The following is a 24,805-nucleotide window of genomic DNA, read 5'->3' as shown; positions in this document are numbered from 1 at the left end:
GCCGCCCGAACGCACAACAACACAGGACCGCGCAAGGGTCGCATTCCGGCCGACAAAGTGGAAACTGTTCAGGGACGGGCACGCTCTCGCCACGCCGAAGCAGGAAGGTGCTGCGGCTGAAGAACCGCAACTGGTCGCGCAGGCCTGAAACACGAAAGCGCCGGCACTGCCGGCGCTCCCCCAGTTCATGTTCGCGGATCGCTCCGCTGCCTACTGCCCGGCGGGCAGCGACAGCGGCGCCAGGTCGCGCATCGGCCGTTTCTTCGGATCGTTTTCCGGCGCCTTGCGACACGCGTAATCCTGGGCTTCCTGCAGCAGCGCCACTGCGCCGTCGTAGTCGATCATGGTCGGACGTCCATGACGCACCACGCATTGCCCGTCGACATAGACCTCCTCGACCGCCCGTTCGGCAGCGCAATGCAGCAGGTTGCGCAAGGGATCATAGACCGGCTGCATCGCGTGGTGTTTCAGATCGACGACAAGAAAGTCCGCCTTCGCACCGACCGCAACCCTGCCAATATCGTCACGGCCAAGCGCACGGGCGCCTGCAAGCGTTGCCGTCTCGAGAATATCCGCGGTCGAGACGTCGAACACCGACTTGCCGGAAAGCCTGGCGCAGATCATCGCCTGGCGCATCTCTTCCAGCATATTGAAGGGATAGCTGTCGGTCCCGAGCGCAACGTTGACGCCGGCGCGGCGATACCTGCCCACCGATTCCAGCGCCATGCCGCTTCGCGAAAAGGTGACGGGGCAATGGCCCACTGTGGTGCGCCGTGCCGCCAGCAGGCCGAGATCGATGTCGGTGCGCTGGCGTGTCCAGGAATGGCTGTCGACGAAGATGCAATGGCCAAGGATCAGGTTGTCGCCGAGGACGCCGAGGCTTTCCAGATACTGCACCGCAGTCAGGCCGGTCCGGCGCAGAAGTTCTTCATGCTCCGCCATCGTCTGGGCGGAGTGGATGGTGATCGGCATGCCGCGCTTGCGCGCCTCGGCTGCCGCGTCCTGCAGCAATTCGGCCGAACAGGTTTCGATCTGCGATGGCGCCACCACGCCACCAAGGCGGCCTGAGGGATGGCTTGCGGCCGCATCGACGACATCGAGCGCCCGGGCGAACGCATCGCGGCCGCGCGCCTTGTCCCAGATGAAGTCGAGGCGATGGCTGTCTTCGACGTGCCACTGCGCTTCGCGGAAACCGGGAGCGACGAAGGCGCGGGCGCCGCTTCGCGCCAATGTCGGCAGCCAGCTTTCATGGGGTCCGGCAATATCGAGCAGCGTCGTCACGCCGCTGCGCATCAGGTCGCCCAGCATCACGGTCAACGACGCCTCGATGGCACCGTCGTCGATCTCCAGCAGGTTGGAGTATTCGTAGAGAGCATTGCCCCAAAGCGCTGACGTCCCTGCATCTTCGAAGATGCCCTTGGAGATCGGCTCCTCGCCGGAATGGCAATGCACATTGACGAAACCGGGCATCACCATGCGGTCAACGCCTGAGTTTTCGCTGGTGAAGGCACCGTCGTAGTGTCCGCCGACATGCACGAAGCCGGTCTCGTCATAGGCGACGTCGGCGTCGTAGAGGTAGACATGGCTCTTCGCTTCGGCATTGAAGCCGACGACGGTGTGCGCCTTGCGGATGACGTGAACTGACTTAGTCATGCGTGGTCCTGAAATATTGCTCGAGGAAACGACTGTAAGCGCCCATCAGTGCGCTGAAAAAGAAGTAAACGACCGCGGCGAAGACGTAGCCTTCGAGCACGGCGATGCCCTGCCATTGCGGGTCGCGCATGGCGGTACGCACGGTATCGAGGAAATCAAGCAGGCCAACGATGGTTACCAGCGTCGTATCCTGGAAGAAGCCGATGAACAGGCCAACAAGCGGCGGGATGACCTTCTTCAACGCCTGCGGCAGCACGATCTTGGACATGATCTGCCAATAGTGCAGCCCGAGCGAATGGCCAGCTTCGATCTGCCCCTTAGGCACTGCCTGCAGGCCGCCGCGCACGATTTCGGCGATATAGGCGGCGGCAAAGAGAATGATCGCCACCTGGGCCCGCAGCAATTTGTCGATGGTGATACCGTCGGGCATGAACAGCGGCAGCATGACGGTTGCCATGAACAGGATGCTGATCAACGGGACGCCGCGGACGATCTCGATGAAGCCGACGCCGAGGACACGGATCGCCGGCAGGCTCGAAGCGCGCGCAAGGGCAAGGGCGATCCCCAGCGGCAAGGCACAGGCGAGCCCGACGAAGGAGAGCATGAAGGACAGCGGCAGGCCGCCCCATTGCGTGGTCGGCACGGGTGTCAGGCCGAACATGCCGCCGGCCATCAGCGTGTAGAGCGTCGGCAGGATCACGACGATCCAGGCAACGGCAAGTGCCCTGCCCCAAGTCCGCGGCACCATCGAGACCCCGCAGGCGCCGAGGAACAGAAGCATCGCCGTCAGCGGCCGCCACTGCTCGTCGAAGGGGTAGAAGCCGAAGAAGATATAGCGCAGCTTGGCAGACAGGAACGGCCAGCACGCGCCGCTGGACGCCTTGCACTCCGCCGGCGTGCCGGCGAAGATCGCATCGACGAACAGCCAGCCGATCGCGAGCTTGGCAAGGCCGAAGATCGTGCCGAGGCAGACGATCGTAATCAGGGCGTTGCCCGGCGTTCCGAAATAGGCCGAAAGCCAGGTGCGGTTGTGGGCGGGCGGCCGGGCAGCGGGCGCCGTCAGGGTCGGGTCGGCAACGAAGCCTTCGAACTGGGCCATGGCTCAGCGCTCCCTCAGCGCAACGCGCGCGTTGTACCAGTTCATCACCAGCGAGATCAGGATGGACAGGCCGAGATAGACGGCCATGAAGATGGCGATGGCTTCGATCGCCTGGCCGGTCTGGTTCATGATCGTGTTGGAGACCATCACGAGATCGGGATAGCCGATGGCAATCGCGAGCGAACTGTTCTTGAAGACCGTCAGATAGGTGTTGGTCAGCGGCGGCACGATGATGCGCAGCGCCTGCGGCAGGATGACGAGCTTCAGCGTGCGCGAGCGCGGCAGGCCTAGGGCCGTTGCGGCCTCCCATTGTCCCTTGCTGACCGCTTGAATACCGGCGCGGACGATTTCGGCGACGTTGGCCGAAGCGCTCAGTGTCAAGCCGATCAACAGCGCCACAAATTCCGGCCGCACGTGGTAGCCGCCGGTCAGGCGAAACCGGCCGAGTTCGGGGACGTCAAGAGACACCGAGATGTCGGCGAAGAGCAAGGTTGCCGCAAGCGGCAGCAGCAGGGCGAGCGCGGCGAAGGTCGCAATCGGCATGTCCTTGCCGGTCGTAATCCGGCGGCGAGCAAGGATGCGCTCGATCACCACGGCGGCAACGATGCCGACGACAACGGCGACAAATAGCGCCTCGAAACCGCTTGCCCAGCGCATGGCCGGCATCACCAGGCCGCTATTGGACAGGAAGACGCCCGGCAACATCTCGATCGCCTGCTTGACGGGCGGAAACACCGAGATGATCAACGAATACCAGAGCAGGAGATAGAGGAGCAACGGAACGTTGCGCAGCGCCTCGACATAGGCAAGCATCAAGCGCGACAGCACCGGGTTGTGCGAGAGACGGCCGATGCCGACGAGCACGCCGAGGATCGTTCCGAAGAAAACGGCGAGCGCCGAAACCTTCACCGTATTGGCGATACCGACAAGGATGGCACGGCCGAAGGTATCCGTCGGCTCGTAAGCGATCGCGGTCTCGGTGATGACAAAGCCCGCCTGGCGCGCCAGGAAGCCGAAGCCGGTGGCGATATCCTGCTTGGCAAGGTTGGCGCTCGCCGTACTGAACATCGCCCAGGCGACAAAGACGACGGCGCCGATCGCGACCAGTTGGTAGAGGAACGCGCGGATGCGCGCGTCATAAATCAGGGACATGGCGACACATCTGCCAGGCAAGGGGAACGTCGAAGACGGAAAGGCCCGCGCCTAGGCGCGGGCCGACGAATATCAACGGAACGGCGGTGCGTAGAGCAGGCCGCCTTCGCTCCAGCGGGTGTTCGGCCCACGGGTCAGACCAAGCGCCGTCTTGGTGCCGAGGTTGCGCTCGAACACTTCACCGTAGTTGCCCACACCCTTGACGATGTTGTAGCCCCACTTGTTGTCGAGGTTGAGCATCTTGCCGAGCTCTTCGCTGACGCCGAGCATGCGCTGGATTTCCGGATCCTCGCTCTTGGCCATCTCGTCGACATTGGCCTGAGTGATGCCGCGCTCTTCAGCCGCCATCAGCATCCAGACCGACCAGGAGACGATATCGCGCCAGTTGGAATCGTTCTGTCGGACGGACGGCGCAAGCGGCTCCTTGGAGATCGTCTCGGGCAGAACGACATAGTCGTCCGGGTTGTTGGCGACGGCGCGGATCGATGCCAGGTCAGAGCGGTCGGACGAGATCGCCTCACAACGGCCGGAGAAGAAGGCGTTGCGGTTTTCATCCGGGCTTTCGAAGACGACCAGCTCGAACTTGCCGCCGATCGAGCGGAAGAAGTCGCTGAGGTTCTGGGCAGTGGTCGTGCCGGGCAGCGTGCAGATTGCCGCATCCGTCAATTCCTTGGCGCTGTTGACGCCGAGCGACTTCGGCACCATCAGGCCCTGGCCGTCGTAGAACACGGTCGGACCGAAATCGAGACCGAGCGAGACTTCACGCGAAAAGGTGTGGGTGGTCTGGCGCGACAGCATGTCGATTTCGCCCGACTGCAGCGCCTGGAAGCGGGTGTTGATGTTCGTCAGGACGAAATCGACCTTTTCCGGATCACCGAAAACCGCCGAAGCAACGGCACGGCAGACGTCGACGTCGAAGCCCTGCATGTGACCCTTGGCGTCCGCGGTGGCAAAGCCGGGCGTGCTCATCGAGACGCCGCAGATCAGCTTGCCGCGCGCCTTGACCGTTTCAAGCGTGGTCGCGGCGTTGGCGGCAAACGCCGTCAGGCCGATCGCCATGCCGGCTGCCGTGGCGCAGAGTTGCAGAATTCTTTTCTTCATTTTCCCCTCCCGATGACTACGACAATCTCGACCCGCAGCGGGTCACGCGATCCTCTTCGCATGCCTCCTCCCGCCTGGGCCGGCGCCAGGGGTATACCACCGGCGCCATCAATTGCATACGATAGTCGGATACAAATGGCAACATTATTGTATACAATATTGACGCGCATGGCTGGGGGCGCTATCGAGGTCATGGGACATGTTTTGCCGACCGCATTCGGCTTGCTTGGGGAGGCAACCTTGTCTGAGAGATCTAGCCGCAGCGAGGTCGTCTATCGGTTGTTGCGCCAGGCGATCCTGGAGCAGGCCCTGAAGCCAGGCACCAAACTTTCCGAAGACACGATCGCCGATCATTTCAAGGTCAGCCGCACCAGCGTGCGCGGTGCGCTCGTGCGCCTGAACGCCGAGGGGATCGTCGACCTCAGAGCCAACAAGGGCGCATGCGTGGCCGAGCCGACGCTGGAAGAGGCGCGCGACATCTTCTCGCTGCGCCGTATGCTGGAGGCGGAGGTCATCCGTCGCCTCGTGGCGGACCTCGGCGCCTCAGGCTTCAAGCGCCTTGAGCAGCATGTGCGCGAGGAGCAGGCGGCGCTTTCCGATCACGGACCGCTGTCGATACGCCTTGCCGGCGAGTTTCATATTCTGCTCGCGGAATTGACAGGCTCCCAGGCGCTGACACGGTTTGTGCGTGAAGTCGTCTCGCGCTGCTCGCTGATCCTCGCCCGCTTTGCCCGCCTGCACTCGCCCGAATGCGCGGTCGACGAACATATTCAGATCATTCGCGCGCTGCGGTCGAAGGATACTGCCGCGGCCGAAAAGATCATGCTTGAGCATCTCGACGCCGTCGAGCTTCGCGCCGAACTCAACCCTGACAAGGCCGAGCCGGATATTTCCGAGATCCTGAAGCGCTACGCCAGCGAAAGCTGACAGCCGTCACAACGCCGTTGTTGGCGGTCAACAGCCTTCTCGCTTACAGGCGGCATCACCATCGACCTGAGGCGCGAACCGCGACCGACGCAGGATCAGGTCTATTCGATCGCCCATCTGTCGATGGCCGAGTGGAACGACACCCGCTTTCAACGCGAAGACTTCGTCGAGCTGATCCCTGCCGCCCACGGCGAACTCGACGAGGGCGGCGGCTGGATCGACAATTCGAACGGCGAACTGACGGGGCCACGGCCAGGTTCGTCAAAAGGAAAAGCCGGAGGCCCTGGATCAGGCTCTCCGGCAATCATCAGCGTCTTGGCTTAAGCAGCTCTCGCACGGGCGAGCGCCGCCCGATGCCGACGCTTAGCGGTGGCGCAGCGACAGCATGCCGTCGTCGGCAATACCCGCTTCGATATCGTTGTAGCGGGCGAGCGTCATGTGCGGCGTGTCGGCTGCGGCGTCATGCGCACCGGTGATGACGATGACTTCCGCGCCGGCTGCCCTGCCGGCGAGAATTCCGGCCGGTGCGTCTTCGAAAACGATGCAGTCTTCCGGGCGAACACCCAGTTTCTCGGCAGCCAGGAGATACCCTTCCGGATGGGGTTTTCCGACAGACACATCTTCGCCGGTGATCATCAGCTTCGGCGTCGGGATGCCGGCGGCCGCGAGGCGGCGAACGGCGAGGTCGAGCGGCGCCGACGTGACGATCGCCCACTTCTCCGCCGGCAATGAATTGAGAAAGGCAATGGCGCCCTCGATCTCGATGATGCCTTCGACGTCGGCGATTTCAGCGAGCGCAAGCTCGTGGGCTTCATGCTCCGGATCAACGCCCGGCAGTTCAAGTGTGCGGATCGTGTCCACGGCGCGAACGCCATGGACCGTCTTCATCATTTCCACGGGATCGAGACCGTTGCGCACGGCCCATGCACCCCAGACGCGTTCGACGACGGCCATAGAGTTGAGCAGCGTGCCATCCATATCGAAAAGGAGAGCAGCAAAATTCTTGGCGAAGAGAGATGAAGGCGCGGTATCCAACGGTGATCCCCTGAAGCTGCGATAATGGGCGGGAAAGCCAGCCCGACAGTTTCGGCACACCTACAGCCTGCCGGGCAGGCGCACAACGCAATTCGGCGAACCCTTGATCATCTTCCGCAACGCCAAGTTACAAACGGTCACCGCCGCCAACGCTCAGAAAACCGATGGGGCCACCCGGAATGTCGTCGTCAAAGATGGCGCAGGAAAGACTGCCGCCGAACACGGCCGCCGAATCCACATTTGTGCGGTTGCCAACCGTCGAAGGGTTTCTTCGGCTCGGCGTGTGGCCGTGGCAAAGATGTTTGCCCCAATAGTCACCCGAATAATGATCCGGGCGCCGGATCCAGAGGAAGATTTCGTCGCCCTGCCGCTCCAGCGGCATGGTCTCGTCGACGCCCGCATGCACGAAGATGCGAAACGGCTCGACGATAATGGAAGGAAGCTGCATCAGCCACTTCAGATGGGTTCCGGGAATGACGTTGTCGTAGGATGCCAGTGTCTCTTTGCCACCGTTGAATAACCACCAGTCGACATCGCTCTCGCCGCTACGGGCACCGAGCAGCATTTCCTCATGGTTGCCCTTGAGTGCCAGCCAGCTCCAGCCCTGCTTCTGCGGACCTGCCATGATCAACTCGACGACGCCACGGCTATCGGGGCCGCGATCGATCATGTCGCCAAGAATGATCACCCTGCCCTCAGGCGCATAAGCTTCGATCTGAAGCAGAAGCGCCTGTAGCTCGGCCAGGCAGCCATGGATATCGCCGACGGCAAAGGTCAAATGCTGCGCACACATGCGCCAGTCCTCCGGCGTTCGACGAACACATAGACGCCGCAACGGATGTCCGACGTTTGAATGCGAACGCCGATAGACTGCACGGATGGCGGAAACACGGCAAGGCCGCCAATCGCAGCGCCGGCAAAACAGACGACCCGCCGGTCAGGAATGACGCCTCGTCTCAGGTTCGAACTGGAGCACGGAAATCGTCGTCGCTAGCGACGGGAATTTCCCTTGGCGATAGCCGAACTGGCAATGGAAACGGGATCGCTGGCCGGAAAGGTGTCTTCGAGACCTTCGTCGAGCTGCTCTTCCATCGTTCCCGTGTCATGCGCAGTGCGCGCATTGGGCAGGGGGTCCCTCGCCGCGGCACCCGGACGCGGTTGATTGGACGCCTCCAGCGCCGTTTCGTCGGCTTCAATCGCCGCCGACAGAATGGCCTTTGCCCTGGCCACCGCATTCAACCTGTTCAACGACGCCTGCGCATCCTGCGGACACGTGACCGTGACGACTTCGCCTTCCGCGCCAACGAACTCTACGGTGAAGCCGGCCTTGCCGGCGCGTTCAGCGGAAACCTGTATTCCGACGACCTGCATCAGTTTCTCCCTCAGCAAAAGGACGGATTGCCGGCGCCGACTGGCGTGGCGTCTCCGTCCCCACGCGCTTGCAGCAGACTTGCTGCCGCAAACAAATGGATATGCAGGGAAGTGCGCGGACGGATGCTTTGTTCCAAGCGTCGATCCGATTTGTTCTGCCTCCAGCGGTCGGGCTGGACCGTTAGAGCGCCTTGGCGTCTGGCGGGGCGGTAACAGGCACGACCGCGGCCGGCAGGTCCTTCGCCGTATCGGCAGCCTGGAAGGTTGACACGGCCGGTTTGCCCGCAGGCCCCTGCCGGGTGCAGTTGGCGAATGCATCGAGATCGCGGTTGTAGACCTTCGTCTCAACATCCATCATGCCAAGCACGGTGTGGAACAGGTTGTCATGTGACTTCGGCTGGTCCGTCTCCTTGGCAAGGCAGCTCGTATCGACGCCCATCGCCGCCTGATACGGCTTTGAAAACCATGTGACGAAAGGAACCTGCGTCTGCTCGCGCGGGGCGATCGCATAGGGCGCGCCGTGCAGATAGATGCCGTTCTCGCCGAGGGATTCGCCGTGATCGGACATGTAGATCATCGCGCCCGAGATGTCGTTCTGATGCTTTTCCAACAGGCGGGCAACGCTTGCGAGCACATAGTCGGTGTAGAGGATGGTGTTGTCGTAGGCGTTGGTGATTTCCTCGACCGAGCATTTCATCAGTTCGGGCGTGCGGCAATCCGGTTTGAACTTCCGGAATTTTTCCGGATAGCGCAGATAGTAGGACGGACCGTGGCTGCCGAGCTGATGGAGCACGATGACGCTGTTCGACTTGGTCGCCGACAGCTTCTTGTCCAGTTCGCCGAGAAAAATCTCGTCGAGGCATTCGCCATTGTTGCACAGCGGGCTGTTTTTCTGGCCGGTCATGCTGGCGAAGTTGATGAGGTCGGCGATGCCCTTGCTGCCGGTGTTGTTGTCCCACCAGGACACGGACACGCCAGCGCGGGTCAGCACGTTCATGAGGTTTTCGGTCGAACGGGCCTTCCAGTCGCTATACTCGTTGCGCGGATAGACGGAGAACATGCAGGGAAGCGAAATCGCCGTTGCCGTGCCGCAGCTTGTTGTGTCAGTGTAATTGATGACCCCGAGAGATTTGAGTTCAGGATTGGTTTCCCTCTCGTAGCCGTTCAGCGAGAAGTTCATCGCCCTGGCGGTTTCACCGGCAACGACGACTACGACGACCGGCTTGCCTGCCGCCGCAACGCGCGCGCCCTGCCGGGCATCGGTGCCGAGCGGCTGCACCACGAGGTTGCGCTCCTTGTAAGTCGAGGAAGCGTATCTGACGGCCGCGGAAACGGGCCCGGTCGGATTGAAGCGCTTCATCAGATCCTTGTGCTCGCGGATGACATAGGCAACGCTGGCGAAATCCGAATAGATCAACCCGCCGCTGACGAGCAGGCACGGGGTTATGACGGCGAGATTGAAAGCCGCCTTGGGCAGCAGGCGCCGATGGCGAACCTTGACCCAAAGCACGAACATCGAAGGAATGACCGCGTAAACCAACAGGTGCAGCATCAGGCTGCCGGTCAGAAGATGGCCCGCTTCCGCCTGGGTGGTGACGGCCGCATTACCGATCATGTCCTTGTCGATGATCACACCGAAATAGTCGACGAAATAGGCTGACGACGCGGAGACGACGATGAGGAAGATCAGCACCGGCTTCATGACGTATTTGACCGACGCAAACGTCAAAACAGCGAAAGTCGCAAGCGCGAGCGCTGTCCCGAACGACAGCAGCGACAGCCGCGAGTGATCGAAATACATCACCGCGTGCTTCCAGAAGGAATTGTTGGTGATAGCGAGCAGATAGATGCTGACGATTGCGCTGAGCGTGATGCTGCCGAGCACTGGCCGGCGAATTCTTGGGACCATCAAAACAGTCTTCTCCTGCTGCGACTGCCGGGCCGATTTTTGGCATGCGGCCAACGTTGTCGCGGGCATCCATTAGAGGCGGAGGCCGCGTCATGCGGGGTCGCCGGTTCGATTGCAGCCTCCTCCTGCCCTGTCGAGATACGCCCGGTAAGCTGTCGAAACCCCGTCAAGATTGCCTATTGGCTCTTCGACACCCGTTTTGGTTGGCCCGGGCGAAGGAGTTGGCAGCCGCGGAGAAAGCCCATATGGTCGGGCCAAGAATGGTCATACCGAGACGACTCGATGCGCCTGCTCCTGGTTGAAGACAGTCCGCGACTGGTAGAACTGGTCGGAGAAACCATGCGCGACGCCGGCTGGCGGCTCGACGCTGTCTCGAGCGTTTCGGACGCTGAGGCCGCCATCGCGGCTCAGGAGCACGATCTGATCCTGCTGGACCTCGGCCTGCCGGACGGCGATGGACTGGCGCTGTTGCGCCGCGTTCGTCAGGAGTATCCTGGTCTGCCCGTCTTGATCATCACCGCTCGGGGATCGGTCGACGAGCGGATTGCCGGTCTGGATGCCGGCGCCGACGACTATCTGGTCAAGCCCTTTCACCATCGCGAGCTGTTGTCGCGGTGCCGCGCCATGCTGCGGCGAAATCCGCAAGCCGTGCAGCCGGTGCTCGAGGCGGGCACTCTGCGCTACGACCCTGCAACCGCAGACCTGACCTGCGACGGCGTCGTCGTCCCGCTGCCGCCACGCGAACGTTCGCTGATCGAGATCCTCATGCGCGAGGTCGGTCGCGTCGTGCCCAAACGGAAGCTCGAAACCGCCCTCTCGGAGTATGGCCAGGAAGTCAGCCCCAACGCACTTGAACTCGCGGTTTCTCGGGTGCGCAAGCGGCTGCAGGCCTACGAGACCGGCATCCAGATCGAGACCGTGCGCGGAATTGGTTATCTTCTCAGGCGCGCTTCATGACGAAGCCGAACCCGTCGCTGATCGGTATCGTCTCCCGTCGCATCCTCGCCTTTTCCCTGCTCGCGATGGCAATCCAGATCGGCGTTGTCTTTGCGGACTACTGGTTCGACGACGACAAGCTCAGCGTCCTCATGCTGCAGCAGGAAACAGAAGCGCTTTCCAGCGCCATCCATGTTCGCAACGGCATTGCGAGTTTCGAGCCAGACCGCGAACTGAGTGAACGTTACCTGGACCGCCATGACCGCGATGGTTCGATCTTCCTGAGGGTGCGAACGGCGTCTGGCGCTTTGCTCTACTCAAACTGCACAACGGAATGTGCCGAGCATTTTTTGCCGCTCAGCATCGATGCGCCGAATTTCTGGAAGCGCGAAATTCAGCCGGGAAAGCCGTTCAGCGTCGCCGGAGGGCAGACCTTTGAGCGTGCTGGCGCGACGGTCCTGGTCGAACTGGCCATCCTGAAAGATCCGAATGGCTTCATGTACGGCGCGCTGCTGCACGAGATGTTTGATTCGATGATCGTGCCGATGACCTTGATGTTCTGCCTCGTCATCGGCGCGACGATCTGGTCGATCCGAAGCGCACTGAAACCGGTGGCCATGGCGGCGGCAGCGGCAGATCGGCTGGATCCGCGCGACAGCAGTGCACGCCTGCCGCTCACCCGCATGCCGGAGGAGATTGCGCGTCTGGTCACAGCCGTCAACCGTATGCTGGCCCGGGTTGCCGACCTTATCCAGTCCCAGAAGCTGTTCTCCTCTTCCATCGCGCACGAAATCCGTACCCCCGTTTCGATCGCGAAGATGGAACTCAGCCATATCGACGACCCCCGCGCCCGCAACGCCGAGCGTGATCTCGATGCCCTCACGCATATTCTCGAGCAATTGACCTCACTTGCCCGCGCCGACGCCGTGGATCCTTCGGCCTATCAGACGGCGGATCTTTCGCAGATCGGTGCTGGCCTTGCGGAGGCGATCGCGCCCTTTGTCTTCGATCACGACAAATCGCTGGAATTCGTCGACGAGGGAACGCCCACAGTCACGGTCATCCCGGCGCTCGTCGAAAACATGCTGCGCAACCTGATCGAGAATGCGGTCAAGCATAATCCGCCGGGCACCCGTATCGTGCTGGCCTGCGGCCCGGGCGCAACGGTCAGCGTCGAGGATGATGGCCGGGGGCTGGTCGACCTCCCCGAACATCATGAAGATCTTGGCTACATCAAACGATCGGGTCAGATTGGTCTCGGGTTGAAAATCGTCCAGCGTATCAGCGAGTTGCATAATGCCCCGATCACGGTCGAGACTGCGCCCGACAATGGGACGAAGATTACCATCGACTTCTCAGCGGCGCGGTCTGACGGCATGACGGTTTCATGATCAGCGGCTGCGCGGCTTGCGCCCACAATGCTTCCGATGCAGGCGCCATGCATATATTTTAATCCGTCGCGTTTTTTTGGATGCAGATTCCCTGCCCAATCCATCGCCATATGCTATTGGACTGAGCAATCAGTGATCCAGTCGCCCGCGAGTTTCCATGTCGAAGGCCAGCGCTTATCTCAAGCGTTTCATCCCATCGCTCGTTCCGATCAGCCATATGGAGCGGCTACGCGCGTCGCTTGGCGCGCTTGTCGGCATTCTTCTGACCGGCCTCGTCAGCACGCTGGCACTTGGCGCCGATGCCAACCTGCCGCTGCTGATAGCCCCCATGGGCGCGTCCGCAGTCCTGCTGTTTGCCGCGCCGTCCAGCCCGCTGGCGCAGCCGTGGTCCATCCTCGGGGGCAACATCGTCGCGTCCGTGATCGGGGTTACCTCGGCCCTTCTCATTCCGGAACCGGTCGTTGCCGCGGCAGTCGCCGTCGGGCTTGCAATCGCGATCATGCTGTTACTCGGCTGTCTTCACCCTCCGAGCGGCGCGGTCGCCTTGACTGCAGTGCTTGGCGGCACATCAATCCATGAGGCCGGCTACTGGTTCGTACTGTCGCCGGTCGCGATCAATTCCGCCCTCATCCTCGTCGTCGCCCTGTTGTTCAACAACGCGACGGGCCGGCGCTACCCTCACCTGGCGCCCGCCGGCAACACGCACCGCACCGACGATCCCCTGCCGACGCACCGTCTCGGCATCGTCCCGGACGACTTGCAGGCAGTGCTGGCGCAATATGGCGAAGTTGTCGATATCAGTCCTGACGAGCTCGATGCGCTCATCCATCAGGCGCAGATCCGCGCCTTCAATCGACGCTCGGGCGAAATCACCTGCGGCGAAGTCATGTCGCGCGACGTGGCGACAGCAACGCCGGAGACCTCGCTGCGCAAAGCCTGGCAGACCTTGCTCGAACACGACATCAAGGCCTTGCCGGTTGTGACGGAAAAGGATGGCCTCGTCGGCATCATCACCCAGACCGACTTCATCAAACACGCGATGCTGGCACCGCATGCCGGCTTCACGCAACGGCTCGGCAGCGTCATCGGCTTTGGACCGAAAGCCCCCCGGCTCGTTTCCGAGATCATGACGCGTCGCGTGCAATCGGCACTGCCGGAAACGATGATCGCCAAACTCGTCCCACCAATGGCCGACATGGGGCTGCACCACATGCCCGTCGTCGACGCCGACAACCGATTGGTCGGCATCGTCACGCAGTCCGATCTGATTGCCGCACTCTTCCAGCGCAGGCTGGAGAATGACGACGAGCGCGACGTCGCCTGACATATTCCGAGTTCGCTGCCTGTAAGAGCGCTGCCAAGCCGAGTCTGAGCGAATAGTGCGCCGGGCTTGCCAGCGGCAGGCGTCATCCAAGCCATCATAAATTCATTCGATTGACTTAATTTCTTGGCTGTCGTAATATGCGCACATGATGAAAAACAAGAACTCCCCATCCGGCCCCAAACCCGATCGCGGCGACGCCACGAAAGAGAAGCTGCTTTCGATGTCGATCGATGTCTTCGGACGCTATGGTTTCGACGGCGCAAGCACCCGCAAGCTCGCGGATGCCGCTGGCGTCAACCTGCAGGCGATCCCCTACTATTTCGGCGGCAAGGAAGGTCTCTACATTGCTGCGGCCGAGCATCTGGCGGCGATCATCGGCGGGCACGTCGCCGACCTGCGAACGGTCATCCTGGAGCGCTTGGCACGGCTTGATGCGGAAGGTGTCGCAATGAGCGCCAAGGAGGCACGTGCCCTGCTGACGCAGATGGTCCAGCGCATGGTTGGTTTGTTTGTCAGCCGGCAATCCGAGAGCTGGGCACGCTTCATCATCCGCGAACAGATGGAGCCGACGGAAGCCTTCGCGCGGGTCTATGAGAACATCATGGGACCGATGATCTCAATGGCCGGCCGGCTGGTCGGCACGATCCTGGGTGAAGATCCGGCATCGGAGCGCGTGCGGCTGAAGACACTGTCCTTCGTCGGCAGCATCCTCGTCTTCCGCATGGCGCACGCCGCAGTGTTGCGGCAGATGCGGTGGGACGCCATCGGCCCCGCCGAACTCGAAATACTGAAAAGCCACGCAGCCGGGCTCGTCGAAGGGCTCGGCGAGAATACGGACCGCCAGCCATGAGCCGGAAAATACCCATTGCCGTCGCCGTGCTTGCCGGAGCCGCAGCCGCCGGCTGGTGGTTCGAGCTTCCTGCACGGTTCGGATGGTTGGAGCAGCGGCCGGCCTCGGTGCTCTACGGCAATGTCGATATCAGGCAGGTGTCTCTCGGCTTTCGTGTCAGCGGGCGCATAGCCAAACTGGCCGTCGACGAAGGCGACCCGGTCAAGACCGGTGATCTTCTTGGCAGCCTCGATCCCACGCCTTTTCAGCAGGCCGTGGACGCGGCGAAGGCTGACCTTGGTGCACTGCGTGCCAATCTTGAAAAGCTGAAGGCCGGGGCACGCAAGAGCGAAATCGCTCAGGCGCGGGCCGTCCACGAGGAGCGGATCGCTGAACTCCAGAATGCCGACCTTGCCTATGAGCGGGCCGTGCAGTTACGGCCGAATGGCACGATTTCGCAGGCGAACCTGGATGAAGCGAGTGCAGCACGTGCAGCCGCCGCCGCCCGCACCACCTCTGCCCGCGAAGCGCTTGCGTTGCTTGAGGAAGGAAGTCGGGTCGAAGACATCGCCGCTGCCGCCGCTCAGGTCCAGGCGGCGGAGGCCAGGCTCGCCAGTGCCCGCACCTCGCTTTCCGATACGAGGCTGCTGGCGCCCGACGATGGCATCGTCCTTTCCCGCGTTCACGAAACTGGCGCGATGATTGCGCCGTCGGACACAGCCTATGTGATTTCCTTGAACCAGCCCGTATGGGTGCGCGCCTACATCGCCGAACCCGACCTCGGACGCGTCCATCCCGGCATGAAAGTCGAGATCGTCTCGGATACGGCCCCGGACCGGCCGTACGAGGCAACGGTGGGCTTCATTTCTCCCGTTGCCGAATTCACGCCGAAGTCGGTGGAAACACCGGAACTGCGGACCGATCTCGTCTACCGCCTGCGTATCGTCGTGGCGAAGCCGGGAGTGAATCTTCGCCAGGGCATGCCGGTTACCGTTCGCCTGCCGCCGGCTGCAGGAGGCACATCATGATCGCCGACGAGCACTTCGTGCAGATCTCCGGTGTCGTCAAGCGTTTTGGCAAAGAAGCGCCCGCGCTTGATCATGTCGACGGAGAAATTCTCGGCGGTCGCATCACCGGCCTTGTCGGCCCCGACGGCGCGGGAAAGACGACGCTGATCCGGCTGATGACCGGCCTGATGCTTCCCGACGAAGGGACAGTGGCGGTATTGGGCTTCGACACCGCCAAGGACGCCGCCAGCATTCAGGCATCCATCGGCTACATGCCGCAGCGCTTCGGGCTTTACGAAGACCTGAGCGTGCAGGAAAACCTCGATCTTTACGCCGACCTGCGCGGCCTTCCGCTCGTTGAACGCACGGCGACATACGACGAACTGCTGGAATTCACCGACCTCAAGCGCTTTACATCCCGGCTGGCCGGCAAGCTTTCCGGAGGCATGAAGCAGAAACTCGGGCTTGCCTGCGCTTTGCTGCGCAAACCGCGTCTTCTTCTGCTCGACGAACCGGGCGTCGGCGTCGACCCCATATCCCGGCGAGACCTGTGGAAAATGGTCGAAAACCTGACCGCTTCCGGTATCGGCGTTGTTTGGTCGACGGCCTATCTCGACGAGGCGGAAGCCTGCGACAGGGTGTTGTTGCTGAACGAAGGCAAATTGCTTTTCGAGGGCGCGCCCGCCGAGTTGACAGGACGGGTCGCCGATCGCGTCTTCAAGATTGCCGGCACGACGGGACGAAAGCGCGAGGCCCTTGCACACTACCTTGACGGAGACGGTGTCGTCGATGGCGTTATCCAGGGGGACGCCATCCGGCTCGTCATGGCGCCGGGGTTTGCCCCCCCTGAAGAGCCGGCCGACACGACCGGAACCGCGCCATCGGCAACCGTTGCGCCGTCGCGGTTTGAAGACGCATTCATCGATATGCTGGGCGGTGGTCCCGGCGGCCGTTCGAAGCTGGCGGAAGCCCAGACGCCGTTTGCCAACGAGGATGGCAAGCCGGTGATCGAGGCGCATGGGCTGACGAAGCGCTTCGGCGATTTCACCGCAGCCGACGACATAAGCTTCGACATTCCACGCGGCCAGATTTTTGGCCTGCTCGGGCCGAATGGCGCGGGAAAGTCGACAACGTTCAAAATGCTGTGCGGACTGCTGAAGCCGAGTGCCGGCGAAGGCCGGGTCGCCGGCTTCGACCTTCGCCGTGATGCCGCCGAAGCCCGCAACCGCCTCGGATATATGGCACAGAAGTTTTCGCTCTATGGCGATCTCAGCGTCGCGCAGAACCTGAGTTTCTTTGCCGGTGTCTATGGTTTGTCCGGCGAACGCAAGCGGGAGCGGACGCGGCTGATGGTCGAGATTTTTGGGTTTGATCGCCTGCTCGACATGTCTGCCAAGGACCTGCCGCTCGGCCTCAAGCAGCGCCTCGCGCTTGCCTGCGCCGTTCTGCACGAGCCGGAAGCCCTGTTTCTCGACGAGCCTACCTCCGGCGTCGACCCGATCACGCGGCGTGAATTCTGGACCCATATCAACGGCCTCGTCGAAAAGGGCGTGACGGTGCTGGTCACCACTCACTTCATGGACGAGGCCGAATACTGCGATCGCATTTCGCTCATCTATCGCGGCCGCTCGATTGCGCTCGGCTCGCCCGACGACCTGAAAAAGCAGGTGGCCACTTCTGCGCTCCCCGACCCGACGATGGAGGACGCCTTCATCGCACTGGTGCAGGGATCGGAAGAAAGGCAGGCGGCGGCATGACGACGCCTGCGCAAATCGAGAAACCGACATCCGGACGAGGACGCCGCTTTGCTGCACTGGTACGCAAGGAAAGCTACCAGATCGTCCGCGATCCCAGCAGCATTCTCATCGCCTTGGTCCTGCCTCTGATCCTTTTGTTCCTGTTCGGCTACGGCGTATCGCTCGACACGACGCAGACACGCATCGGCCTCGTGGTGGAACAGGAGACGCCACTGACGCGCGATCTCGCGGCCGGATTCCAGGCATCGCGCTATTTCTCCGTCAGCCTCGGCCGAGACCGCCGCGATTTCGAGGACGATCTCGTGCTCGGGCGGCTCCGCGGGATCGTCGTCATCCCTGCCCGCTTTACGGCCGACCACGCCGCCGGACGGCATCCGGCATTGCAGGTCCTGGTCGACGGCTCAGACCCGAACACGGCCAACTTCGTGCAGAATTACGCCCAGGCGACAGTCGCCAACTGGGAGCGCCAGCAACGCGGGCAAGACGCTGGCCCGCCACCGGCGATCTCAGCCGAACAACGCTTCTGGTTCAACCCGGAGCTGACCAGCCGCAATTTCCTCGTGCCCGGCTCGATCGCCATCGTCATGACGCTCGTCGGCACGCTTTTGACCTCACTGGTGGTCGCGCGCGAGTGGGAGCGCGGCACGATGGAGGCGATGATGGCGACGCCGGTATCGGCAGCAGAACTGCTCGCCGGCAAGCTCCTGCCCTATTTCCTGCTCGGGCTGGCGTCGATGACGCTCTGCGTGCTCCTGGCCGTCTTTCTCTTCGGCGTGCCGTTCCGGGGCTCGGTTGCGGCACTCTATGCGCTCTCGGCGACATTCCTGATGCCGGCACTCGGTCAGGGCCTTTTGATTTCGGCGGCGACCAAGAACCAGTTCCTCGCGTCGCAACTTGCACTGATCTCGGCCTTTCTGCCCGCCTTCCTGCTCTCCGGCTTCCTGTTCGAGATCAACTCCATGCCGACGGTCATTCAGTGGATCACCTTCATCGTGCCGGCGCGCTATCTCATCCCGAGCCTGCAGACGGTGTTTCTGGCTGGCGACATCTGGCCGATGTTCCTGCAGGCGATCGCCGTCATGCTTTTGATCGGCTGCGTCTTTTTCGCGCTCGCGGCACGAAGCACCAGCAAAAGGATCGGCTGACATGTGGTGGACACGGCTGAAAGCGCTGATCGTCAAGGAACTGCTGGCGGTGCTGCGCGACCCTAAGGGTCGGGCGATCCTGATCGGACCGCCGATCCTCCAGCTTCTGGTCTTTTCCTATGCGGCCACGCTCGAAGTGACGAACGTCGACGTCATGGTTCTCAACCGTGACAGTGGCCATTGGGGCCACGAACTCGTCGAACGGATCGACGGCTCCCCAACGTTTCGAAGCATCGCGTTCACCGATAATCAAAACGAGGTTCGCGACGCAATCGACAGGCAACGTACGATTGCCGCCCTGGAGATCGGCCCGACCTTCTCGCGTGACATCGAAGCGGGCCGGCCCGCCGAGGTCCAGATTATCCTCGACGGACGCCGATCGAACGCGTCGCAGATCGTCTCGGGATATCTGGGACGCATCGTCGCCGCGCTTGCCGCCGATACGCCGGCCGGCAAACGCTCGGCCTCCGAGGCAATCGCGGTCATCGCACGAAACTGGTTCAATCCCAACCTCACCTATCAATGGTTCATGGTGCCCAATCTGGTGGCCAGCATCGCATTGTTGATCGGCCTTATAGTCACCGCACTGTCGATCGCGCGCGAAAGGGAACTGGGCACCTTCGACCAGCTAATGGTTTCGCCGCTCAGGACACATGAGATCCTGATCGGCAAGTTGATACCGCCAATGATGATCGGGATGTTCCACATCACGGTCTACATTATCGCCGCGGTCTTCATCTTCGGCGTGCCGCTGCGCGGGTCGCTGTTCCTGCTTTACGGCAGCGCGATATTCTATCTCGCAGCGGTGGTTGGTCTCGGGCTGTTCATTTCAGCGTTGTCGATGACGCAGCAGCAGGCGATCCTTGGCGCCTTCCTGTTCATGGTGCCGGCAATGTTGCTCTCGGGCTTTGCGACACCGATCGAGAACATGCCTGCCTGGCTGCAGCCGGTGACGCTTGTCAATCCGCTGCGCTACTTCCTGGTGATCGTGAAGGGGGTGTTCCTGAAGGATATCCCGCTGGCCGAGGTCGTGCGCCAGACGATACCGCTTTGCGTCATCGCCCTCGTCACGCTCTCGGCCGCTTCGTGGTTGTTCCGTCGCCGGCTGGAGTAACTGTCAGCCCCTGACGAAGCGCTCGATTGCGGAGATTTCATTCTGGCGGATGTCGTGGCCACCGGCATGCCATTCGATTTCAGTGTCGGTGGCCTGTGCCGTGAAATAGTCCGCCAGCGCCTGCGTCTGGGGCGCCGAGCAAATCGGGTCGCGTTCACCGGCCGTGATCAAGACGTGGCGCCCTGCAAGCGCCGCATTGTCCTTCGGCCGGAACGGGATCAACGGATGCATCAGCACCGCCTTATCGAAAAGGCCATACTCGATCAACACGTTGGCAAGAATGTTTGCCCCATTCGAGTAACCGAGGCCAACGATCTCAGACGCCTGGTGTTCGTCGGCAAGGGCCTTGACGAAATCGGCCATCTTCTTCGTCGCTCGGGACAGGTCCGCCATGTCGTAGACGCCCTCACCCGTCCGCTTGAAGAAGCGGGCAGCACCATGCTCCGACACATCGCCACGCGGCGACACGATCGTCGCTTCAGGCATGAGCTGCGCACCGAAGGTGAAGAACTGGTTCTCGTCGCCACCCGTGCCGTGGAAGACGAAGAAAATGGGATTGCCGGGCTGACCGGCCTTCAGTTTGTGGACGTAGCCGTGATCGGCCATGGAGATCTCCTTGTTTCTTGCGGGATGTCGCATCGGCGGCGGGGCATCGCCCGACCGCCCTGCGTCCTAAGCTTCAAGCTTCTGCAGATGGCTTTCGAGAACCGGGCGCAGGTGCTTGTGCTGCTGCGGCAGCTTCAGCGCTTCGCCGAGATGGGCGAGATCCTCGTCGCGGTTGAAGCCCGGTTCGTTGGTGGCGATTTCGAACAGGACGCCGCCCGGCGTTCGGAAGTAGATCGCCCAGAAATAGTCGCGATCGATCACCGGGGTCACCTGATAGCCGGTGTCCATTAGCGCCTTGCGCACTTCGAGCTGCCTTTCGCGATTGTCGACCGCAAAGGCGATGTGATGCACGGAGCCTGCACCCTGGGCAGCGCGATTGAGGTTCGGCATGGTCTCGAGGTCGATCAGACCCGCGCCATTGCCCCCAGGCAGGATCAGTCGTGTAACGCCATCCTTGCGATCCAGTTCCTCGTAGCCCATGAACTTCAGAAGCTCCGCGGTCGCGCCTTCGTCGCGCAGCCGCATAGCCGCCGAATGAAAGCCGCGGATCGCGTGGTCCCCCGAAACACCGCCGTCCGTCCAGGGCGCCCGCTTGTCGTCGCGCACTTCGACAAGCGCAAAGCCGTCGCCATCAGGGCCCGCGAAATTCAGGCGCTTTTCACCGAAGGTCTGTTCCTCCTTGAGGCCGGTGACACCGAGTTTTGCGAGCCGCTCGCGCCAGAAGCCGAGCGCACCTTCAGGAACGGAAAAGACCGTTGTGCCGACTTCGCCGGTGCCGGCACGCCCGCGCGGCATCTGTGGAAACGGAAAATAGGTCATGACCGTGCCGGGGGTTCCGGCCTCATCGCCATAATAGAGGTGATAGACGTCAGGGGAATCGAAGTTCACCGTTTTCTTGACGCGGCGCATGCCGAGTGTCTTGGTGAAGAACTGGTTGTTGGTGAAGGCATCGTCGGCCATCGAGGTCACGTGATGCAGGCCCTTGATCTGATTGAGCATTGCCTTGATCCTTTCCGCCCGCCGAGACCGGGCTTTGTCATGACGCATAGATGCGCTCATCCCGGTCGTTGCGAAAGACAGTCGCCACCAAACGCATTGTCTACGTTTTGTTGACGACAAGGGAAAATCGTTGAACGAACAGTGAGGACATAGCCGACGCCTTGTGGGTGGGCCGGCGCCTGCTTAAGATTGGTATCAGCCACAGCGTGGCTATCGGGAGCGAGCGGGAGGAGGAGCCCAGACATTCCGTGAAATACCGCCTGATCTTTGCCGTCCTCCTGCTGCCGCTGGCGGTTGCCGTCCTTGCCTGGCAGGGCAATGCCGTGGCGACGCGCAGCTATCTCGACGAAGCATCTGCCCAGGCAAACACCGCCCTGCGGCTCGCGGTGGCGGCGCTGGACGGCCACCTCAACCGATACCAGGCCCTGCCCGCCCTGATCGCCGATCACGACGATATCAAGGAGCTTGCCACGCGGCCCCGCGACCGGCGTCTGCGGGAATCGGTCAACGCCTATCTCAAGGATATCAATGGGCTGCTGCACTCCTCCGATATCTATGTGATCACACCCGGCGGCGATACCATCGCCGCCAGCAATTATGACGGCCCGACGAGCTTCGTCGGACAGAACTTCAGCTATCGCCCCTATTTCCAGGAGGCGTTGCAAGGGCGGCAGTCCAGGTTCTACGCGCTTGGCACGACCTCGCTGAAGCGTGGCTATTTTTTCGGCGCTCCCATCCGCGTCGGCGAAGATATCCGCGGTGTCATCGTCTTCAAGGTCGATGTCGAAAGCATCGAGGCGTCCTGGCAGGGCGGTGAGTACAAGATTTTTGTCTCCGATCCCGAGGGCATCATTTTCATGACCGGGACGCCGGAGTGGCTCTATACCGCGATCCTGCCCCTGACGGAGGAGCGGCGCGCCCAGACGGTGGCTTCGAGGCGCTATGCGGATGCCACCGTTCGCCCCTTGCCTCTGACGCGCCACGACAGCGGCGACCACCACTTGATGCGCATATCCGCCGGTCAGTCCGGCCGCGAATATCTTGTCGTGTCGCAATACATGACGGACGCCGACTGGACCGTAAACGTGCTCGCGGACACGGCCTCGGTGAAAACGCAGGCCCTGACGACGACGATTGCGGCGCTGCTGCTGATCTGCCTTGCCGGACTGGCGGCCGGGATCCTTTGGCAGAGACGTGCGCGGCTCAACGAACGCATCTCGATGCAGGCCGAGGCACAGACGGAACTTGAACGGCGCGTAGACGAACGAACAGCGGATCTCGCACGCGTCAACGCGCAGATCGAGGAGGAGATAGCCGAGCGCCGCCTGACCGAGCAACAACTGCGCCGCACCCAGGCCGATCTCATCCAGGCCGGCAAGCTCGCGGGCCTCGGGCAGATGTCGGCGGCGTTGTCGCACGAGTTCAATCAGCCGCTGGCGGCCGCAAAGACCTATGCTGACAGTGCAACCTTGCTGATTGAGCGCGGGCGAACCGATGAAGCCAGCGACAATGTCAGGCGGATCTCCGGCCTCGTCGACCGCATGGCCGCCATCAGCCGGCACTTGCGCAATTTTGCCCGTAAGCCCAACGAGAAGCTCGGACCAGTGCTGATCGAGGATGTCGTGCGCGACACGATGGAAATCGTCACAGTCAGGCTCAAGGCGGCGGCCGCCGAGATCGACATCAATCTCGGGCCGGAGCCGCTGGTGGTTCGCGCCGGTTCCGTTCGCCTGCAGCAGGTTCTGGTCAACGTGATCTCCAACGCGGCCGATGCGGTCGAGGGGCTGGAGGATCGCCACATTCGGCTTCGTGCCTGGCGCGACGGAGACAAGGTTGTGCTTGCGGTCAGCGATCACGGCCCCGGCGTGCCGGCGGCAATCGCCGAACGGATCTTCGACCCGTTCTTTTCGACCAAGGGGGTCGGCAAGGGGCTGGGCCTTGGCCTGTCGATTTCCTATAACATCGTCAAGGACTTCGGCGGCAGCCTTGTTGCCACGAACCTCGCTGAAGGCGGTGCAGAATTCCGCATCGAACTTCCTGTTGCAGACGACCTGGGCCAGGAGGCCGCCGAATGATCGAAAGCCGTGTCCTGCTCGTCGATGACGAAGAGGAACTGCGCCATTCGAGTGCGCAGGCGCTGGAGCTTGCCGGCTTCCGCGTCGAAACGTTTGCCAGCGCCGAGCGCGCCCTGGAATTCATCGGCTTCAGTTTTCCCGGCGTCGTCATCAGCGACATCCGCATGCCTGGCATGGACGGCATGACCTTCCTGCAGCGCATCCGCGAGATCGACGTCGAGGTGCCGGTGATCCTTGTTACCGGCCATGGCGACGTTCAGCTCGCCGTCCGCGCCATGCGCGAAGGCGCCTATGACTTCGTCGAAAAACCCTTCACCGCCCAGATGCTCGCCGGCACCATTCGCCGCGCACTCGACTGGCGCGCGCTGGTGCTCGAGAACCGACGGCTCAAGGCAGTTGCCGGCAAGCGCGACGACATCGAGCAGCGGCTGCCTGGGCGCAGCCAGGTCATGGTCGACCTGCGTTACCGCATCCGCGCGATCGGCGCCTCCGATGCCGATACCTTGATCATCGGCGAGACCGGTGTCGGCAAGGAGGTCGTGGCTCGTACCCTGCACGATCTGAGTGCTCGGGCGAACAGTCCCTTCATCGCCATCAACTGCGCAGCCCTGCCGGAAAACCTGATCGAGAGCGAACTTTTCGGCCATGAGCCAGGCGCTTTTCCCGGCGCGATCCGTCCACGCTACGGCAAGTTCGAACATGGACGCGGCGGAACCATTCTGCTCGACGAAATCGGCTCGATGCCGATCGACCTGCAGGCAAAATTTCTGCGCGTTCTGCAAGAGCGCGTGATCACGCGGCTGGGCTCCAACGAGGTTGTGCCGCTCGACGTCCGTTTCATCGCCACCAACAAGGTAGATCTGGAGCTGGAAGTGGCAGCAGGTCGCTTCCGGCCCGACCTTCTCTATCGCCTCAATGTCGCGACGCTGCGCGTGCCGCCGCTCGCGCAACGCCGCGCCGACATTCCGCTCCTGTTCCTGCAGCTCGCGCGCGAATCCGCTGCGCGTTATGGCCGAGACGAAGTCGAGGTTTCACAAAACATGCTGGCAGAGATGGCGGAACGCAACTGGCCGGGCAACGTGCGCGAACTGCGCAATGCTGCCGAAAGGCTTGTGCTTGGGCTGGACTCCACATCGAGCGAGACCGCCTCGCCCATGACGACCGGCAGCCGCCTGGCAGACAAGGTCGCTGCCTTTGAGAAGGGGCTGATCGCAAACGCCATCGCCGCGCATGGCGGCGCGCTAAAACCGGTCTATGAATCGCTCGGCATCTCGCGCAAGACGCTCTATGAAAAGATGCAGAAGTTCGGACTCGACAAGAAGCTGGTGGCCGCCGACCTGTCCGGCGACGGTGACGGTCTTTAGGCCTGTCGTAT

General features: G+C 62.2%; 21 protein-coding genes and 1 pseudogene. 12 read left to right on the top strand and 10 right to left on the bottom strand.

Annotated features, from left to right (window positions below; genetic code table 11):
- Positions 1–210: 210 nt before the first annotated feature.
- The 4 genes from AC07UR_RS28725 to AC07UR_RS28710 form a co-directional block, all read right to left on the bottom strand.
- Positions 211–1,653 (bottom strand): amidohydrolase family protein, encoded by a 1,443-nt coding sequence (locus tag AC07UR_RS28725; RefSeq protein ID WP_209789932.1) that lies wholly within the window; start codon positions 1,651–1,653, stop codon positions 211–213.
- Positions 1,646–2,752 carry an amino acid ABC transporter permease gene (locus AC07UR_RS28720; protein WP_209789933.1) on the bottom strand — a complete coding sequence of 369 codons (1,107 nt, stop codon included), beginning with the start codon at positions 2,750–2,752 and terminating at the stop codon, positions 1,646–1,648. The genes AC07UR_RS28725 and AC07UR_RS28720 overlap by 8 nt, the downstream gene beginning before the upstream one ends.
- A 3-nt stretch (positions 2,753–2,755) precedes the next feature.
- A complete protein-coding gene (locus AC07UR_RS28715; protein WP_173422950.1) occupies positions 2,756–3,904 on the bottom strand; it encodes an amino acid ABC transporter permease in 1,149 nt (382 codons plus the stop codon).
- Positions 3,905–3,976: 72 nt separating this feature from the next.
- Positions 3,977–5,005, bottom strand: coding sequence for an amino acid ABC transporter substrate-binding protein (locus tag AC07UR_RS28710; RefSeq protein WP_209789934.1), 1,029 nt, complete (start codon positions 5,003–5,005; stop codon positions 3,977–3,979).
- A gap of 240 nt (positions 5,006–5,245) precedes the next feature.
- Here AC07UR_RS28710 and AC07UR_RS28705 point away from each other — a divergent pair, with 240 nt between their 5' ends.
- Together AC07UR_RS28705 and AC07UR_RS28700 are read left to right on the top strand one after the other, a co-directional pair.
- A complete protein-coding gene (locus AC07UR_RS28705; protein WP_234941760.1) occupies positions 5,246–5,932 on the top strand; it encodes a GntR family transcriptional regulator in 687 nt (228 codons plus the stop codon).
- A 51-nt stretch (positions 5,933–5,983) separates the two neighbouring features.
- Positions 5,984–6,256, top strand: a pseudogene (locus AC07UR_RS28700) (hypothetical protein); the annotation flags it as partial.
- A gap of 39 nt (positions 6,257–6,295) precedes the next feature.
- Here AC07UR_RS28700 and AC07UR_RS28695 read toward each other — a convergent pair.
- From AC07UR_RS28695 to AC07UR_RS28680, 4 genes are all read right to left on the bottom strand, one after another.
- A complete protein-coding gene (locus tag AC07UR_RS28695) occupies positions 6,296–6,967 on the bottom strand; it encodes an HAD family hydrolase (RefSeq protein WP_209789936.1) in 672 nt (223 codons plus the stop codon).
- 127 nt (positions 6,968–7,094) lie between these two features.
- The gene (locus AC07UR_RS28690) at positions 7,095–7,760 is read right to left on the bottom strand and encodes a metallophosphoesterase family protein (RefSeq protein ID WP_173422954.1); all 666 of its coding nucleotides are present in this window, start codon (positions 7,758–7,760) and stop codon (positions 7,095–7,097) included.
- 197 nt (positions 7,761–7,957) lie between these two features.
- Positions 7,958–8,338 (bottom strand): hypothetical protein, encoded by a 381-nt coding sequence (locus AC07UR_RS28685; RefSeq protein WP_173422955.1) that lies wholly within the window; start codon positions 8,336–8,338, stop codon positions 7,958–7,960.
- A gap of 181 nt (positions 8,339–8,519) precedes the next feature.
- The gene (locus AC07UR_RS28680; protein WP_209789937.1) at positions 8,520–10,250 is read right to left on the bottom strand and encodes a phosphoethanolamine transferase; all 1,731 of its coding nucleotides are present in this window, start codon (positions 10,248–10,250) and stop codon (positions 8,520–8,522) included.
- 279 nt (positions 10,251–10,529) lie between these two features.
- Between AC07UR_RS28680 and AC07UR_RS28675 the strand changes: the two genes are divergently transcribed.
- The 8 genes from AC07UR_RS28675 to AC07UR_RS28640 all read left to right on the top strand — a co-directional run bounded on the left by AC07UR_RS28675 (position 10,530) and on the right by AC07UR_RS28640 (position 19,750).
- Positions 10,530–11,204 carry a response regulator transcription factor gene (locus AC07UR_RS28675; RefSeq protein ID WP_077505651.1) on the top strand — a complete coding sequence of 225 codons (675 nt, stop codon included), beginning with the start codon at positions 10,530–10,532 and terminating at the stop codon, positions 11,202–11,204.
- Positions 11,201–12,574: a sensor histidine kinase gene (locus AC07UR_RS28670; RefSeq protein WP_209789938.1), complete on the top strand. Its 1,374-nt coding sequence runs from the start codon at positions 11,201–11,203 to the stop codon at positions 12,572–12,574. The genes AC07UR_RS28675 and AC07UR_RS28670 overlap by 4 nt, the downstream gene beginning before the upstream one ends.
- Positions 12,575–12,731: 157 nt before the next feature.
- On the top strand, positions 12,732–13,898 hold the full coding sequence (locus AC07UR_RS28665; protein WP_209789939.1) for an HPP family protein: 1,167 nt from the start codon (positions 12,732–12,734) through the stop codon (positions 13,896–13,898).
- A gap of 145 nt (positions 13,899–14,043) precedes the next feature.
- The gene (locus AC07UR_RS28660; protein ID WP_209789940.1) at positions 14,044–14,748 is read left to right on the top strand and encodes a CerR family C-terminal domain-containing protein; all 705 of its coding nucleotides are present in this window, start codon (positions 14,044–14,046) and stop codon (positions 14,746–14,748) included.
- Positions 14,745–15,755 carry a secretion protein HlyD gene (gene hlyD, locus AC07UR_RS28655; protein WP_209789941.1) on the top strand — a complete coding sequence of 337 codons (1,011 nt, stop codon included), beginning with the start codon at positions 14,745–14,747 and terminating at the stop codon, positions 15,753–15,755. The genes AC07UR_RS28660 and hlyD overlap by 4 nt, the downstream gene beginning before the upstream one ends.
- A complete protein-coding gene (locus AC07UR_RS28650) occupies positions 15,752–17,491 on the top strand; it encodes an ATP-binding cassette domain-containing protein (RefSeq protein WP_209789942.1) in 1,740 nt (579 codons plus the stop codon). Before hlyD ends, AC07UR_RS28650 begins: the two co-directional genes overlap by 4 nt.
- Positions 17,488–18,636 (top strand): ABC transporter permease, encoded by a 1,149-nt coding sequence (locus tag AC07UR_RS28645; protein WP_209789943.1) that lies wholly within the window; start codon positions 17,488–17,490, stop codon positions 18,634–18,636. Before AC07UR_RS28650 ends, AC07UR_RS28645 begins: the two co-directional genes overlap by 4 nt.
- A gap of 1 nt (position 18,637) precedes the next feature.
- Positions 18,638–19,750 (top strand): ABC transporter permease, encoded by a 1,113-nt coding sequence (locus AC07UR_RS28640; RefSeq protein WP_209789944.1) that lies wholly within the window; start codon positions 18,638–18,640, stop codon positions 19,748–19,750.
- 3 nt (positions 19,751–19,753) lie between these two features.
- On the opposite strand, the gene AC07UR_RS28635 is transcribed toward AC07UR_RS28640, so the two are convergent.
- Together AC07UR_RS28635 and AC07UR_RS28630 are read right to left on the bottom strand one after the other, a co-directional pair.
- Positions 19,754–20,356, bottom strand: a complete 603-nt coding sequence (locus AC07UR_RS28635; protein WP_209789945.1) for an alpha/beta hydrolase — start codon at positions 20,354–20,356, stop codon at positions 19,754–19,756.
- Between the two features lie 66 nt (positions 20,357–20,422).
- Positions 20,423–21,355, bottom strand: coding sequence for a VOC family protein (locus tag AC07UR_RS28630; protein ID WP_209789946.1), 933 nt, complete (start codon positions 21,353–21,355; stop codon positions 20,423–20,425).
- Between the two features lie 248 nt (positions 21,356–21,603).
- On the opposite strand from AC07UR_RS28630, the gene AC07UR_RS28625 reads away from it, so the two are divergent.
- Both AC07UR_RS28625 and AC07UR_RS28620 read left to right on the top strand, forming a co-directional pair.
- Positions 21,604–23,430 carry a sensor histidine kinase gene (locus AC07UR_RS28625; RefSeq protein ID WP_209789947.1) on the top strand — a complete coding sequence of 609 codons (1,827 nt, stop codon included), beginning with the start codon at positions 21,604–21,606 and terminating at the stop codon, positions 23,428–23,430.
- On the top strand, positions 23,427–24,794 hold the full coding sequence (locus tag AC07UR_RS28620; RefSeq protein ID WP_209789948.1) for a sigma-54-dependent transcriptional regulator: 1,368 nt from the start codon (positions 23,427–23,429) through the stop codon (positions 24,792–24,794). The genes AC07UR_RS28625 and AC07UR_RS28620 overlap by 4 nt, the downstream gene beginning before the upstream one ends.
- Positions 24,795–24,805 lie beyond the last annotated feature (11 nt).

It is taken from the genome of Ensifer sp. GW821-FHT05G01, from assembly GCF_059419585.1.
Note: the sequence above shows the minus strand (reverse complement) of the source record. Positions and strands in the feature narration are given on the sequence as shown.